The following is a 15,742-nucleotide window of genomic DNA, read 5'->3' as shown; positions in this document are numbered from 1 at the left end:
TCCAAGGACAAGTGGCGCGAGTGTGAACCCCGCCTTCCGGAGCCGCCGCAATATAAGCCCGGCGAAATCTGACCATCGCTGCTGCTTATATTCACGCCGCCGGCCGATGTACAGGCGAAAGTCACGTCTGCCGCGCCCCAAGAGCGCCGGTGACATGACATCCATCAGTCAATCTACATTCACGTAGGGGAATACTATGAACATGAACCGCCGCGCCATGTTGGCGCGCACCGCGGCACTGGCGGGCGCAAGCGTCCTCGGATTTCCCATGATCGGCCGCGCGGCCACGCCCTCGTATACCTACGGCGGCTCTGCCTGGCTGGGCCACTATTCGGCCTACATCGCCATGAAGACCGGCCTGTTCGCCAAACAGGGGCTGGACATCAAATGGCAGAGCTTCGCGACCTCTTCCGACCGCATGAGCGCGGTGATGGCGGGCAACGTCGATCTGGCCGGCACCGGCGTGGTGTCGTCGCTGGCCCTGATGGCCGCGGGCGCGCGCCAGTTCCAGGTCATCGCCACGCCCAACAACTTCGGCCGCGCCGAAGGGGTGCTGGTGCGCGAGGACGTTACGTCCGTCGCCGGCCTGAAAGGCAAGAAGATCGGCGTCACCTACGCTTCCAGCGCCCACGTGCTGCTGCTGGACGTGCTGCGCCAGGCCGGGCTGGACCCGGACAAGGACGTGTCCATCATCAACCTGCCCGCCACCAACATCCTGTCGGCCTACCAGGGCAAGCAGATCGACGCGGCCGTTGCCTGGACCCCGGCCTTCGACCGCATCAAGGCCGTGCCGGGCACCCATGTGCTGCTGGACGACACTGCCTTCTCGCTCTACAAGCAATATGCGATCACGCCCGGCCCGGATGTCCTGCTCACGCGCGCCAAGCTGGGCAAGGACGATCCCGATGCGGTGCGCAAGTTCCTGCGGGCGGTGTTCGAAGCCAACGCCATGCTGAGCGGACAGCCCGAGGAAGCCGCGGGCGTGCTGCTGGAACTGACGGGCCTGTCCAAGGAAGACCAGTTGGCCGTCATCAAGCAGACGCAGTGGTATTCCGCGGCCGACCAGAAGGCGCTGATGGTGGATCCCGGCAATTTCGTCAGCGGCATGCAGAAGCTCGCGGAGATGCTGGTTTCGCTCAAGCAGATCGACCGCGCGCCCAAGGTCAAGGACTGGGTCCAGGTCTCGTACCTCTAAGCACGGGACCGTCCGCCTATGTCCATACGTTCGTCTTCACGGGAAACGCGGCTGATCTGGGTCAGCGCGCTATCGCTGCTGGGTTTCCTGCTGTGCTGGGAAGCCCTGTGCCGCGCCGGCGCGGTGGATCCGATATTCCTGCCCGCGCCCTCCCAGGTCCTGGCGCGCGCCCTGTCCATGTCGGACCAGGGCACGCTGTTCTACAACGTGCTGGCCTCGACCCGGCGTGTCATGGTGGGTTTCATGGCGGCCGTCGCCGTGGCCATCCCCCTGGGCATCCTGCTCGGCACGTCCAAGGTGGCGCGCGCCGTTTTCGATCCCATCATTTCCTTCCTGCGCCCGCTGCCGTCCATGAGCTGGATCCCGCTGTCGCTGCTGTGGTTCGGCATCACCGAAACGCAGAAGTACAGCATCGTTTTCATGGGCTCCTTCGTGCCCGCCCTGCTCTACGTGATGGAAGCCACCCGCAGCATCGATCCCGTGCTGGTGCGGGCCGCCCGCAACCTGGGCGCCAACCGATGGCAGGTCATGCGCGAAGTGCTGTTCCCGGGCTGTCTGCCGCAGATCCTGTCCGGGATGAAGATCATCCTGGGGCTGTCCTGGACCTGCGTCATCTCGGCCGAGCTGGTGGCGTCCAAGGAAGGCCTGGGCTTCATGATCATGAACGGCAAGGAGTTCTTCCAGACCGACACCGTGGTGCTCGGCATGGTCCTGATCAGCTTCACCGTGCTGGTGACCGATCTGTGTTTGCGTCTACTTGAACGATGGGTGCTGTCATGGCAACGATGAGCGACGATACGATGATCCGCCTTGCCGGCGTTTCCAAGTCCTACGGCGGCATCACCGTGCTCGACAAGGTCGACCTGGAGGTCCGGCGCGGCGAATTCCTCGTGCTGCTGGGCGCGTCCGGCTGCGGCAAGTCCACGCTGCTGAACCTGATGGCCGGCTTCATCGCGCCCGACAGCGGCAGCATCGCCGTCAACGGCAAGCCGGTGACCGACGTGACCGCCGCCTGCGGCATGGTGTTCCAGCAATACGCGCTATTCCCCTGGCGCACCGTCCAGGAGAACGTGGAGTTCGGCCTGAAGATGCGCGGCATGTCCCGCCAGGAACGCGCGCCCATCGCGCGCAAGTACATCGAGATGGTCGGGCTGAAGCAGGCGGCGGACAAGTATCCGCACGCGCTGTCGGGCGGCATGAAGCAGCGCGTGTCGATCGCCCGCGTGCTGGCCAACGATCCTGCCGTGATGCTGTTCGACGAACCCTTCGCCGCGCTGGACGCCATGACCCGGCAGGTGCTGCAGGACCAGCTGCTGTCCATCTATGAACAGAGCGGCAAGACCATCGTCTTCATCACGCATTCGATCGACGAGGCGCTGACCCTGTCCACCCGGATGGCCGTCATGGGCTCCAAGCCCGGACGCATCGTGCAGGACATCCACAACGACCTGCCCCATCCACGCAGCGCCGATGTGCAGCTGTCGCCCCGCTTCGTGGAACTGAAGCGGGCCATCTGGGAGCGCGTGCAAGAGGAAGTCACGCGCAGCATGGAACTGGCCGTGTAGGGCATCTCCCGAATCGAAGAGGCCTTGCGAGGCTCCCGATTCCGCCCCTTGCCGTCCGCCGGCCAGGGGCGGTTTCTTTGCGCCCGTGCCCCGCGCTACGGATTCTGCCATGCGCCGGGGCTGCGCCCTTCCGCGGCCAGGAATTCCACCAGCGCCGGCAGCGAAGCATCCATCGGCCGGTTCGGCTGAATCCTCATCACATACCCCCAGGACCCCGCCATGCGCAGCTGCGGCACCAGAGGCACCAGCCGGCCGCTGGCCAGTTCCTCGTCGATCAGCGGCGCCCGCCCCAGCGCGATGCCCACCCCGGCTGCGGCCGCAGCGGCGATCGTGCTCATGCCGCTCAGCACCATGGGCTCCTGCCAGTCGGATTCGGCCAGCCCCAGCCGCGGGCTCCAGGTGCGCCAGTCGGTCTCGGGGCTGTCGATGTGCTTCTCCTCCAGCCAGCGGTGGCGCGTGAAGATGCGCGGATCGCCGCGGTCGGCCTCCGGAACCAGCGCGGGGCTGCAGACCGGCACGACCGTCTCCGTCATGAGCGGGATGTCTCCAGGCTCGGCGTTGTGCGGACCCATGGCGCGCACGTGCAGGAAGGCCAGGTCGATGTCCTGGCTCTTCCAGGCCGGATCCTGGCTGGCGTGCAGATAGACCTGGATGTCGATGTCGGGGTGCAATTCGATGAACCGGCCGATGCGCGGCGCCAGCCAGAGGGCGGCCAGCGACGGGTTGGCCGACACGTTCAGGGTATACCGCCGCCTGCCGCGGGCCGTCGCCCGGACATTGCGGCAGGCGGTCTCGAGCAGGGTCAAGGCCTGTTGCACCGACGCCAGCAGATCGGCGCCCGCGCCGGTGGTCTCGGCGCGTCGCACCGTGCCGCCCCGGCGCAGCAGCGTGACGCCCAGATCGGCCTCCAGCGCCCGCAGCTGGTGGCTGACGGCGCTCTTGGTCACGTTGAGTTCGGCGGCGGCACGGCTGAGGCTGCCCAGGCGGGCCACGGCTTCGAAGGCGCGCAGCGCGGCCAGCGGCGGCGTGCGGTTGGGCAGATCAGGCATGGGTTGAGTTTATCTCAACCTCTTATTGAAAAACTATCGCTTTCGCCGCCCTGCGGTATGGGGGACCATGCAAGCTCTGGAAGGAGATTGCAATGTATTTCGATTCACGGCTTTGGCGTCTGACCGAGGGGCTGCGCGCCGGCATGGCGGGCGGCATATTCCTGGGCCTGCTGGCCCTGGCCGCGGGCATCGCGCGCTACGTGTTCCTGGGCCAGTTGCTGGCCCGTGTGTTCGAGGGCGCGCCATGGCAGGACTGGATCGCCCCCGCGCTGTACGTGGCCGCGATGGTGCTGCTGCGCGCAGGCTTCGACCACTGGCGCACCGTGCAGGCCAACCGCAGCTCGGCCGAGGTGCAGCAGGCGCTGCGCGGCCGGCTCTACGACCGCATCGTCAGTTTGGGCCCGGCCTGGTTCGCCAACCAGCGCACGGGCGGTGTGATGCTGACGGTGGTCGACGGCGTCGAGCAATTGCAGACCTTCTTCGGCCAGTACCTTCCTCAGGTGGCCATCGCGGCGGCGGCGCCCTTCGCAATCTTCGCCGTGATCGCGTTCTGGGACGTGCCGACCGCCCTGGTCTTCCTGGCGGCCGCGCTGTTCGCGCTGTTCGGCCCCATGGCCGTGCACATGCTGGACCGCCGCGCCAGCCTGGCCCGCACGCGCTCGCTGAACGATTTCGGCGAGGATTTCCTCGACGCGGTGCAGGGGCTGCCCACGCTGAAGTCCTACGGCCAGGGCAAGGCCTGGGGCCAGCGGCTGGCCGCCCGCGCCCGCAGCCTCTCGGACAACACCTTCTGGGTGCTGTCGGTCAGCCTGCTGACGCGCGGCATCAGCGACCTGGGCGTGGCCCTGGGCGCGGCGCTGGCCCTGACGCTGGGCGCCTGGCGCGTGGCCGCCGGCGACATGAGCGTGGAGGCGCTGCTGATCGTGCTGATGGCCGGCACCGAAATCTTCCGCCCGCTGCGCGACCTGCGCTCGGTGCTGCACCGGGGCATGCTGGGCCAATCGGCGGCCGTCAGCATCCATGCCTTGATAGACGCCCAGCCCTTGACGCCCGCGCCCGACGCGCGCGCGGCCGGCGGCGCACCGGCGCGGCTGGCGCCCACCATCGAATTCGACGACGTGGCGTTCTCCTACACGCCCGAACGCCGCGCGCACCAGGGGCTGGCCTTCCGCATTGCGGCGGGCGAACGCGTCGGCGTGGTCGGGCCCAGCGGCGCGGGCAAGTCGACCATCGTGCGCCTGCTGCTGCGCGAATGCGTGCCGCAGTCGGGCACCATCCGGGTCGGCGGCCATGACGTGAACGGGCTCGATACGCAGGCCCTGCTGTCGCACATCGCGCTGGTCAGCCAGGACATCACGCTGTTCCACGGCACCATCGACGACAACCTGCGGCTGGGCCGCCCCGACGCCACGCACGAACAGGTGCGCGCCGCCGCCCGCGCCGCCAATATCGACGACTTCATCATGGCGCTGCCCGACGGCTACGCCACCCGCATCGGCGAACGCGGCCTGCAATTGTCCGGCGGCCAGCGCCAGCGCGTGGCGATCGCCCGCGCCCTGCTGCGCGACGCCCCCATTCTCATCCTGGACGAAGCGCTGTCCTCGGTGGACACGGAGAACGAAGCGCTGATCCAGCAGGCCCTGGACCGGCTGATGGCCGGCCGCACGACGCTGATCCTGGCCCATCGGCTGGCCAGCGTCATCGGCGCCGACCGCTGCCTGGTGCTGGACCAGGGGCGGGTCGTGGAAGCCGGCACGCACGCCGCGCTGATGGAGCAAGGCGGCCTGTACCACAGCCTGATGCGCGAGCAGGCCGAGGCGCACCGGAACCCCGCGGCCGGCAGCCCCGCCGCCGCGAACGCCTCCCCTCCCGCCCCCCGAACCGACACATCCGGGGACGGCCCGGGCACGCAAGGGCCGGCGCTGCGCGCCCTGGACGCGGACGCCGCCCAGGTCGGCTGGCGCGACACGCTGGGCACGCTGCTGTCGGTGGTGCGCCCGTGGCGCGGCACCCTGGCGGCCACCATCCTGCTGGGCGTGGCGCGGGTAGCCGCCTTCATCGGCGTGGGTATCTTCAGCGCGCTGATCGTCGCCGCCATCCGCGACGGGCGCGACGTTTCTTCGCTGGTCGTCGGCCTGCTGATCACCGCGCCCCTGGCCGCGCTGTTCCACTGGCTGGAATCCTGGCTGGCCCACGCCATGGCCTACCAGCTGCTGGCCGACATGCGGGTCAAGCTCTACGACAAGCTGGAGCGGCTGGCGCCCGCCTATCTGCTGCAGCGCCGCTCCGGCGACCTGGTGGCGCTGGCCACGCAAGACGTGGAGATGGTGGAGTACTTCTATGCCCACACCATCGCGCCCGCCATCGTCTCGGTGCTGGTGCCGCTGTCCGTGCTGGGATTCCTGGGCGTCTACAGCTGGCCGGTGGCGCTGGCGCTGCTGCCCTTCCTGGCCTATGCGCTGGTGTCGCCGGTGCGCGGGCGCAGCAAGGTCGATGCGCTGGGCGACAAGGCCCGGCACGCGCTGGGTGAAATGAGCGCGCACGCCACCGACACCATCCAGGGCCTGGCCGACCTCACCGCCTTCCAGGCCACGGGCCGCCGTCGCGATGAGTTCCTGCTGGTGGCCGACCGGTACCGCGTCCGCCGCCTGGACATCCTGCGCGATCTGTCCCGGCAGACCGCCTGGTTCGAGGTGGCGATGGGGCTGGGCGGCCTGGCCGTGGCGGTCGTGGGCGCCCTGCAGGTCGCCGCCGGCGCGTTATCGGCCAGCATGCTGCCGCTGCTGGTGCTGATCGCGCTGGCCACCTTCCTTCCGGTATCGGAAATCTCCCAGGTCAGCCGCCAGCTGGCGGACACCATCGCCGCCACCCGCCGCCTGCACGTGGTGGCCAACGAACCCGAACCGGTCACCGACGGCCCGCTGGCGGCGCCTGCAGCAGCCTACGGCCTGTCGCTGGCGTTCGAGCACGTCAGCTTCGCCTATCCCGGCAAGCGCGAAGACACCTTGCGCGACCTGAGCTTCCAGGTCCCGGCCGGCGCCACGGTCGCCGTGGTCGGCGCATCGGGCGCGGGCAAAAGCACCGTGGCCAGCCTGCTGCTGCGCTTCTGGGACCCGCGCGAAGGCGCGGTGAAGCTGGACGGGATCGACGTGCGGCAACTGCGGCTGGACGGCCTGCGCGAACGCGTGGCGCTCGTCACGCAGGACACCTATCTGTTCAACGACACGCTGGAAGGCAATATCCGCCTGGCCCGGCCCGAGGCCAGCCCCGAGGAACTGGCGCGCGCGCTGGAACAGGCCGCGCTGGCGGACTTCGTGCGCAGCCTGCCCGACGGCATCGCCACTCGGGTGGGAGAGCGCGGCATGCAGCTCTCAGGCGGCCAGCGCCAGCGCATCTCCATCGCCCGCGCCTTCCTGAAGAACGCGCCGGTGCTGATCCTGGACGAAGCCACCTCGCACCTGGACACGCTGTCCGAAATGCAGGTGCGCGGCGCGCTCGACGTGCTGATGCGGCATCGGACCACGCTGGTCATCGCGCACCGTCTCTCGACGATCCGCGACGCCGACCTCATCCTGGTGCTGGAGCGCGGCGCCCTGGCGGAGGCCGGCACGCACGACCAGCTGCTGAAGCGGCAAGGGGTCTATGCGCGCCTGGCCAGCCACCAGGGCGGGTACGCGCTCAGTAGCGCAACGTCTCTACCGACTTAGCGTTGGCCCGCACTTCCGCATCCGTGAACCAGACCCGCTTGCTGCCGAAGCTGGTGTACAGATCGAACTGGTCGCGGGTATGGGGCGAGGCCGTGCCGTCCGGGGCGACGAAGCCGCTCTGCCCCGGCGCCACCACGTCCACCGCGCGCACGCCCCGGGCGTCGAACACCGTCATGTTGTTCTCGGTGCCGCGGTTCTGCGTGGCGGGATGGCTCAGCACCGCCTTGTCGTCCGCCTGCGGCACGCCCAGGAAGTTCTTGGGCGCGAACACCATGGGCGGCGCCGGGACGCGCCAGCCGGCGGGGTCATCGCCATAGGCCTTGCGCAAGGCGGCAAGCGCATCGTCCAGCGCGGCGAGCGTCATGGCTTGCGCGGGTTGCCCGTTGAAGAAGTCGTACTGCTGCGGCACGCCGGCATCACGCCCGGCCAGCGCGTTGTACAGCACCTTCGTGCCCACCGTCAGGTTGACGGACCCCGTAGCGGGAGCCGCGGGCGTGGGGTAGCCCGTGGCGCTGTACCACTTGAAGAAGTCGGCCGGCATCTCGTCGGCCAGCGTGCGCTTGAGCATGGCGCGCAGCCACGCGTCCATCACTGCCGGCCCTGCGTTGTCGTAGTAGCCGGCCTGCTTTTCGCTCGTTCCCATGCCGTCCCAGGACGCCAGCCCCGCGACCAGCCGGGCGCGCGCGTCGTCGGCCGGCAGGCCTTGCACCGCCTGTTGCAGGAAGGGCAGGAAGTGCCGGCGGTTGACGTCGGCGTAGCTGGTGGTACGGATCAGGTCCCACATCTGCTGCGCGCTGACCCTGCCGCCATCGGCGGTCATGGCTTTCAGGCGGGTCTCGATCTCGGCGTAGCGGTCGGCCTGCCCCCACACGATGGCGAAAAGATCGGTGGAGGGATAACCGCGCATGGGCTGGTTGTTCCAATTGGCGATGAAGCCCTGGCGCGGGTTGTAGACCTGAGGATTCGTCGCGAACGGCAGCATGCCGTCCCAGTCCATCTCGCCGGTGCCGGGAACCGGCAGGCGCGGGTCGTGGCCCGGACGGCGCTTGGGATAGAAGCCCGTGTGCGCGTAGCCGATGTTGCCGCGGTCGTCCGCGTAATACCAGTTGATGGTCAGGGCGTGGCGCGCGGCCTGCTGCCTCCATTGATCCCAGTTGCGCGACTGCGCCTTGTGCGTCCAGGCCATCAGGGACTGCAGCTCGTAGCCCTCCCAGGCGCGCGCCTTGGCGTAGGCGACGTTCTGCTTTTCGTCGAACTTGGTGACGATGCCGTGCACCGTGCGGTACACGTCCATCATCACGGGCTCCCCATCCTTGACCAGGATGAGTTCCGTGCGCTTGTCCATCGTCTTCCACTCGCCGTCGTGGAAGTAGCGCGTGCGGTCGGCAGGGTCCAGCTTTTCGGCGTAGATGTCCACGTCGTCGCCGAAGCCCGCGGTGGAGCCCCAGGTCACGTGGGCGTTGTGGCCGAACAGGATGCTGGGATAGGCGAAGGGGGTGTTGCCCACCACGTCGAACCCCGCGCCGTGCAGGCCGATGCCATAGGTATAGGCCGGATTCCACCAGCCGAACTGAGGGCCGTTCAACAGGATGGAACGCGCGTCCTTGGCATGGTCTCGCCCCACGATCCACATATTGCTGGTGGTGGGGAAGCCAGCGATGCCCGGCTGGCCGGATTCGGCGAATTGCGCCAGCAGCACTTCCCGCGCGCCAGCCGGGGATTCATCCAGCACGCCGCGGGTCTGCGCATCGCGCGCCACGCGCTCCAGCATGGGCGGCGTGCCGTCGTAGCGCGGCAAGGCGTAGGACAGCCTGGGCGGCGGCTTGCCGCCCTCGGGGCGATAGACGCCCTCTTCCTCCGGCACCGTGATGGGCGCGCGGCTGTCGGTCATCCAGCGCAGCTGATTGAAGATCTGCATGGCGCGCTCGCCGCCATGCCGGTCCTTCAGCGCGGTCAGCAGCGCCAGGTTGTCGATCTCGCTGTTGGCGTCGGAAAAGCGGTTGGCCATGGTGCCCACGAACACCATCGCCACGTCATAGGCCGTCCAGTCGGCCGGCTTGAACCCCAGGTCGTTGAATTCCTTGGGCATCAGGCTGCCGGGTTCGGCCCGCACGCGCGCGATCCAGGCGTTCATGCCGGCCGCGTAGCCGTCCAGTATCTGGCGTTCCGAGGCGGGCAGCGCGGCCAATTGGCGCTGGATGCGCTCCGGCGAAAAATTGCCGCGGATGGACTTGTCGAAGCCCACCATGGACTGGCCCAGCACCTCCGCCACGCGGCCCTGGGTACTGCGCCGCGCCATCTCCATCTGGAACAGGCGGTCCTGCGCGACGGCGTAGCCATAGCCGTAGAAGATGCCATAGACGGTATTGGCGTAGACATGCGGCATGCCATAGCCGTCGCGCCGGATCGTGACCTGCCCGCTTGCGGCGCCAGCGGGGCGAACCGCGGTTTCTGCATGCTTCCGGGGGATGTGCTGGGCTTCCTGGGCCTGGGCGCCCATGGCCGCGCAGGCCGCCAGGATAGCGGCCGACAACAAGTGCTGCTTCATTCGAATCTGTCTCCGTGTTTGACGAGCCGCGCCACGGTGCGAGTCCCGGGCGCGGGTTGCGGCGCCTCTTGCGGGCGCCGTCTGCGGATCATCATACGAACAGCCCATCTATAATTCCAATGCATTTATTTCATAGTATTCATGCATTGGAAACATGGACTTCCAGAAACTCAAGCATCTGCTCGCCGTGGTGGAGCACGGCACCTATTCGCGCGCGGCGGACGCGGTCAACTTGTCGCAGCCGGCGCTCAGCCGCAGCATCCAGGCGCTGGAAGCCGAATTGGGCCTGCCCCTGCTGGACCGCGGCACGCGCCGCGTGCGCCTGACGCCCTACGGCGCCTGCGTGGCCGAACGCGCGCGCCGCATGCGCTTCGAGGAAGCGGAGCTGCAACGCGAACTCAAGACCCTGCATAGCGGCGAGTCGGGCACGCTGGCTATCGGGTTGAGCCCCACGCCCGCGTCGCTGCTGTTGTCGCCCTTCCTTATCCACATGGCCGAGCGCCACCCGCAGGTGCGCGTCGGCGTCGAGCTGGGCGCCACCGCGGCCCTGCTGGAGATGCTGCGCGCCGAGCGCATCGACGCCATGGTGTGCGACGCCCGCATGCTTTATGAGGCGGCCGATCTGGAGACCCGCCCCCTGCCCCCGCTGCGGGCCGGCCTGGTCTGCCGCAAGAGCCATCCCATCCTGGCCCACAGGCGCTCCGGCATCGAACAGATCCGCCAGTACCCCGTGGCCTCCAGCACGCTCAGCCCCGAAGTATCGCTGCGGCTGGCGGAAACCTTGGGGCCCGGCGGGGCGCCCGAGCAGATGATCACCCACCGCTGCGAAAACCTGGAGGCGCTGGTCGAGCTGGCGCTGTGCTCGGACACCCTGCTGCTGGGCGTGATCTGCGTCACCCGCCGGCACCAGGACGCCGGGCAGCTGGCTGAAGTGCCCATCCCGCCCGATCCGCAGCGCCAGGGCCACTATGCGCTGGCCCGGCTGGCGGGCCGCACGCCCTTGACGGCGCAGGACGCCCTGTACGATTTCACGCGGGCGTGCTGGGATGGCTTCGCGTCGTTCAGGGCGAAGCCTTAGATGGGCGGTTGCGGGATTTGGCCTGGCCAGATGCGCTGTCCGCCGGACTGCGGACGAGGATGGGCGGCGATCAATTGCTGTTGATCCAGTCCTGCGTATCCTGGATGAACCACGGAAGATTCAACCGCTCTCCCTCGCCGGACTGTATGGTCAGGCGTTGGCCCGAGGAACCCGGGGCCGGCGTCTTGGGAGACGGCCGGCTCCGGTAGTCCAGATCGGTTTGCTGGGGCGGACTGCCCGCGCATGCGGCGATCGACGCGCACGCGATTGCGAGAAGGATGGGCCGCAGGGCTGGGCGAAACGGTTTCATGATGCTCTGGTTCCTGCTGGCGGCACAGGCCGAGGGTGCCGGATAATCGAGGCCTTCATTTCACACCTTACTCGCAATACGAGGCGTTCCCAAATAGTGTCAGACTACAACTTTGACGTTGGAAATGGGGCTGTAAAGTCAGAAGACTCCCCGCACCGTCAGGGTCGCATTGCGCGGGTCGCCATAGAAGCTGCCCCAGCCCGGCGCGCCGATGGTCTGGTAGTACGTCTTGTCGAACAGGTTGTTCACGTTCAAGGCCGCTGACCAGTTCTTGTTGATCTGGTAGCCGACCCGCGCATTCCATACGGCGTACGACGCTTGCGACACCCGCACTGAACGCGTTTCGGTATAGCTGCCGCTCTGGTAGTTCACGCCTCCGCCCAGCGTCCAGGCGGACCACTCGCCCGGCAGGCGGTATTCCGACCAGAGGCGCAGAATATGCTTGGGCGTAACCGTGCGGCCGAAGTTGGTGGTCGAGACATCCGTGTCGTCCAGGAACTTCAGCGTGTTGAAGGTATAGCCCGCGAACAGTTGCCAGCCGCGCGCCACCTCGCCGCTGATCTCGGCGTCGATCCCCTGGCTGCGCACCTTGCCGCTGGAAAAATAGCAGATGTCGCCCACCGAGCATGTGCCGGTCAGGTCCTGCTGCGCCCGATTCTTCTGGTCGATGCGGAAGAAGGCCAGGGACGTGTTCACCCGGCCGTCGAGCAGTTCGCCCTTGATGCCCGCTTCATAGTTCGTGCCCAGGATGGGATCCAGCACCTTGCCGGACGCGTCCAGCGAGTTCTGCGGCTCGAAAATCTGCGCGAAGCTGACGTAGCCGGACCACTGGGGATTGAACGCGTAGATCAGGCCGCCATAGGGCGTGACGACGCCATTCTCTTTGTAGGGGTCCGTGTATTTGCCGCCGCCGTCGCGGTAGCTGCCGGTATTTTCGTACCAGCTGACTCGCGCGCCCGCCACCAGCGTCAGCGGGTCCGCCAGGCTGAAGCGGCCGACGCCGTAGACGCCGGTCTGCTTCATCTTGATGATGGTCGCCGTGCCCCGGTAGGCATTCTCGCGCAACCAGTCGTCGGACGGCTCCGGCGTGTGATGGTCCGGATTCCAGACGTTCACCGCCCGGTTCAGGCGCGCCGTCGCAAAATCGTTCTTGCTGGTCAGGTCGTTGAAGCTCGCGCCCACGCTGAGCGTGTGCTTGCGGCCCAGCGCCTGGAACGCGCCGTCCACGTCCAGATTGAGCGCCTTGTTGTGCGTCGAGAAATCAAAGATGCCGGCGTACATGGTCGGCCCGAGACCGGTTGCCGGATCGACCGCGCCTTCGGTGAAAGCGTACTTCGAATCGTTCGATTCCTGGGTGGAGGTGGCGGTGAGGCGCAGCGACCAATCCTGGTCGAAGCGATGCGCCAGCTCGGCGAACGCGGATGTCTGCTTGCCGTTCCAGCGGTTCCAGTCCTGGGCCAGCGAGGTCGACCGCTTCAGTCCGATGTCGTCGCCGTTGGCGTAATGAGGCAGGCCGTGGAAGAACGGCGTCGACCGCAGCTCCTCGTAGCTGATGCCGCCCGTCAAGGTCGTGGCGGGCCCCAGATCGTAGCTCAGGACGCCGTACAACACGCCATTGCGGCTGCTAGCCACGTCGTAGAAATCGTTGCTGTCGTTGTAGCTGACCACCGCCCGGCCGCGCAGCGAGCCCGATCCATTCAAGGGGCCGGTGGAGTCGATGTCCGCCCGGTAGTTGTCCCATGAGCCGCCGCTGGCCATGACTTGAAGCTGGTTTTCGGCCAGCGGCCGCTTGCGCACCAGGTTGACCGCCGCGCTGGGCGAGCCGGCCCCTTGCAGCAGGCCGGTGGCGCCGCGGATGATTTCCACGCGGTCCAGGATCACGGTGGTGCTGGTGAAACTATTCGCCTGGGGGTAGTAGAACTCGCGGTTCACTCCGTCGAACTGGTAGCTGTCGACCCGGAAGCCCCTCGAAAACACGTAGTTGCCGCCCATGGGGCTCTTGTAGAGCGTCATGCCGGTGCTATTGGCCAGCACGTCGTCCAGCGTATTCGCGTTCTGGTCGTCCATGCGCTGGCGAGTCACGACCGTGACGGACTGCGGGATCTCCTTCAAGGTCTGCACGCCCTTGCCGATGGTCACGACCCCGCTGGTATAGCTGCCGGAGCCCTCCGTGACGGCGTCGTCGAAGGCGCCCGTGACCGTTACCGGCGCCAGCGTCGACACGCCCGGCGTGGCTTGCGGAAGCGGACGCAAGTGGTAACCCTCGCCATTGGCGTTGGCCACGGCCTGCAGCCCCGTGCCGTCCAGCAGCCGCGCAAGCCCCCGTTCAACCGTGTAGCGGCCCGACAGGCCCTGCGTCTGCACTCCGCGCGTCAACGCCGGCGAAGCCGCCACTGTGACTTGGGCGGCGACGCCGAATTGGCCAAGCGCCACATCCAGCGGCGCGGGCGCAATGGCGAAAACCACGCTTTCCGTGGTGGCGGACTGCGCCCATGCAACGGCGGGCGTGGCGAGAGGAACTGCCGCCAGCGCAAGATGGGCGGCGAGGCGCAAGCGCGCCGGGCGTCCCCGCGAGGGCGAAGGCTCGGCAGCATGGAAAAAGGGATGACGTGGTGCCATGACTGGATTTCCTGGTTCGTCGAATGAAATGACCGGACCTCGGGCGCCTCGAGGCCTGTCTCTGTGTCTAACGAACCAGATCCGATAATCTTCGATGCCGTTACAAATATTCCGCGCGGCCGCCGGACAATGCATCCGACCAGGCCTGTTCAGGCACGGCCGACGCTGACCCAGTAGCGCGTGCGATACCTCAGCGTCAGCCCCAGCGCGCTGGCCAGCACCTCGAGCGCCTTGCCGGTGTCGTCGATGCGAAACGCGCCGGTGACTTCGCGGTCCGCCACGTCGGCGTCGCACCGCAGGATCCCGGCGCGGTAGCGTCCCAGTTCGGCCAGGAATCGATCCAGCCGCATGCGGTTCGCCACCAGCATGCCGGCGCTCCAGGCGGGCCCGGCGCCCTCTGCCGGCGTGGCGGGCGACAACGCGAGACGATCGAATTCCGCCTGCTCGCCCGCATGGACGACCCATGCCGACTGCGCCCGCGCGGCGGGCTCCACCCTCACGGCCCCTTCATATACGGAGATCCGCGTAGCGCCGCCGCTGTCGTCCATCTGCCGCACGGCAAAGCGGGTGCCCAACGGCGTCAGAAGGCCGTTCGGCGTCTTCACGCTAAAGGGGCGTCCGGCGGCATCGGCCGCCGTGGCGACCAGGATCTCGCCGCTGCGCAGGTCGATGCGGCGCATCAGTGAGTCGTAGCGCAGCGCCACGGCCGAATCCGTGTTCATGGTCAGGACCGTGCCGTCCGGCAGCGTCATGACTTGCTGCTCGCCGATTGCGGTGCGATAGACACCGGGCCCGTCCCATAGGCCCTGCCGCCAACCCGCCCATCCCAGCGTGCCCAGGCCGATGCCGCCCACCACCCATTTCAGCGCGCTGCGACGCGAACGCTGGTCGCAATAGCGCAGGATGGTTTCCCCTGCCGCCGTCCTGGAAGCCTTGGCGCCCGTGGCGGCGTCCAGGTCCCGGCTGATGCCTTGCAGGCGTTGCCACGCGAGTTCATGGCGGGTATCGGCCTGCCTCCATTGGACACAGGCGGCCTCGGTGGCCGCGTCGGGCGCGTCGGCGGTGCGCATCATCCACTGCGCCGCCTGCTCGATGATGTCGGGATGCAGCCGTTCGGCCTGCGCGGCGCTCATGCGTACAGCACCGCGTAGCAATGCTGCCAGGCCTTCACCATGTCGCGCTGCACGGCCTGCACCGAGATGCCGAGCGCCTGCCCGATCTCCAGGTAGGGCAGCCCCTCGACCTGCGCCAGCACGAAGACCCGCCGCACCCGCGGCGGCAGTTGTTCCATCATGCGGCACACGGCATCCAGGGCTTCCACCACCAGCACGTGCGTCTCGGGGCTAGATTCGACGTCTTCGCCACGCGCGGCCAGCGTTTCCAGATAGGCCTGTTCGATGGCGCGGCGGCGCGACTGATCGATCAACAGGCGCTTGGCGACGGTGGTAAGGAAGCCTCGCGGCTCGGCGAAGGCCACGCGCGACTCGCTGCGCATGACGCGCTCGAAGGTGTCGTGCGCCAAATCGGCGGCGTTCTCGGCGTTGCCGTTGAGCCGGCGGCGCAGCATCTGCACGAGCCAGCGGTGATGCTCGCGGTACAGGCTGACAAATTCGTCCGAGGACGCATAGTCGACAGGGTGCACGTGGGCCTTTTATTTAAACGCTAATGGGA

At 67.8% G+C, this 15,742-nt stretch carries 11 protein-coding genes; 5 read left to right on the top strand and 6 right to left on the bottom strand.

From position 1 onward, the window contains the following. Positions 1–196: 196 nt before the first annotated feature. Genes JL37_RS16895 through JL37_RS16885 form a run of 3 tightly spaced genes read left to right on the top strand, consistent with a single transcriptional unit; the run spans position 197 to position 2,760 of the window. Positions 197–1,195 (top strand): aliphatic sulfonate ABC transporter substrate-binding protein, encoded by a 999-nt coding sequence (locus tag JL37_RS16895; protein WP_043545506.1) that lies wholly within the window; start codon positions 197–199, stop codon positions 1,193–1,195. A gap of 18 nt (positions 1,196–1,213) precedes the next feature. Continuing rightward, positions 1,214–1,984, top strand: coding sequence for an ABC transporter permease (locus JL37_RS16890; protein ID WP_043545505.1), 771 nt, complete (start codon positions 1,214–1,216; stop codon positions 1,982–1,984). After that, on the top strand, positions 1,972–2,760 hold the full coding sequence (locus JL37_RS16885) for an ABC transporter ATP-binding protein (protein WP_081955097.1): 789 nt from the start codon (positions 1,972–1,974) through the stop codon (positions 2,758–2,760). Before JL37_RS16890 ends, JL37_RS16885 begins: the two co-directional genes overlap by 13 nt. A gap of 95 nt (positions 2,761–2,855) precedes the next feature. Here JL37_RS16885 and JL37_RS16880 read toward each other — a convergent pair whose 3' ends face one another. Further along, positions 2,856–3,809 carry a LysR substrate-binding domain-containing protein gene (locus JL37_RS16880; RefSeq protein ID WP_043545504.1) on the bottom strand — a complete coding sequence of 318 codons (954 nt, stop codon included), beginning with the start codon at positions 3,807–3,809 and terminating at the stop codon, positions 2,856–2,858. 92 nt (positions 3,810–3,901) lie between these two features. On the opposite strand from JL37_RS16880, the gene JL37_RS16875 reads away from it, so the two are divergent. After that, a complete protein-coding gene (locus tag JL37_RS16875) occupies positions 3,902–7,516 on the top strand; it encodes an ABC transporter ATP-binding protein (RefSeq protein ID WP_043545502.1) in 3,615 nt (1,204 codons plus the stop codon). Here the strand turns inward: JL37_RS16875 and JL37_RS16870 are convergent. Next, positions 7,488–10,064 (bottom strand): penicillin G acylase, encoded by a 2,577-nt coding sequence (locus JL37_RS16870; protein WP_043545500.1) that lies wholly within the window; start codon positions 10,062–10,064, stop codon positions 7,488–7,490. The genes JL37_RS16875 and JL37_RS16870 overlap by 29 nt on opposite strands. A 154-nt stretch (positions 10,065–10,218) precedes the next feature. On the opposite strand from JL37_RS16870, the gene JL37_RS16865 reads away from it, so the two are divergent. Beyond that, positions 10,219–11,142: a LysR family transcriptional regulator gene (locus JL37_RS16865; RefSeq protein ID WP_043545498.1), complete on the top strand. Its 924-nt coding sequence runs from the start codon at positions 10,219–10,221 to the stop codon at positions 11,140–11,142. A 70-nt stretch (positions 11,143–11,212) separates the two neighbouring features. On the opposite strand, the gene JL37_RS16860 is transcribed toward JL37_RS16865, so the two are convergent. The 4 genes from JL37_RS16860 to JL37_RS16845 form a co-directional block, all read right to left on the bottom strand. After that, the gene (locus JL37_RS16860) at positions 11,213–11,452 is read right to left on the bottom strand and encodes a hypothetical protein (protein ID WP_043545495.1); all 240 of its coding nucleotides are present in this window, start codon (positions 11,450–11,452) and stop codon (positions 11,213–11,215) included. A gap of 138 nt (positions 11,453–11,590) precedes the next feature. After that, the gene (locus JL37_RS16855; protein WP_043545493.1) at positions 11,591–14,071 is read right to left on the bottom strand and encodes a TonB-dependent receptor; all 2,481 of its coding nucleotides are present in this window, start codon (positions 14,069–14,071) and stop codon (positions 11,591–11,593) included. A gap of 149 nt (positions 14,072–14,220) precedes the next feature. Continuing rightward, a complete protein-coding gene (locus JL37_RS16850; protein ID WP_043545492.1) occupies positions 14,221–15,204 on the bottom strand; it encodes a FecR domain-containing protein in 984 nt (327 codons plus the stop codon). Then, positions 15,201–15,713 carry a sigma-70 family RNA polymerase sigma factor gene (locus tag JL37_RS16845; RefSeq protein WP_043545490.1) on the bottom strand — a complete coding sequence of 171 codons (513 nt, stop codon included), beginning with the start codon at positions 15,711–15,713 and terminating at the stop codon, positions 15,201–15,203. The genes JL37_RS16850 and JL37_RS16845 overlap by 4 nt, the downstream gene beginning before the upstream one ends. Positions 15,714–15,742 lie beyond the last annotated feature (29 nt).

This window comes from Achromobacter sp. RTa (genome assembly GCF_000757485.1).
GTDB lineage: Bacteria > Pseudomonadota > Gammaproteobacteria > Burkholderiales > Burkholderiaceae_B > Achromobacter.
The sequence above is the reverse complement of the archived record's forward strand: the minus strand, read 5'-3'. Positions and strand labels throughout refer to the sequence as shown.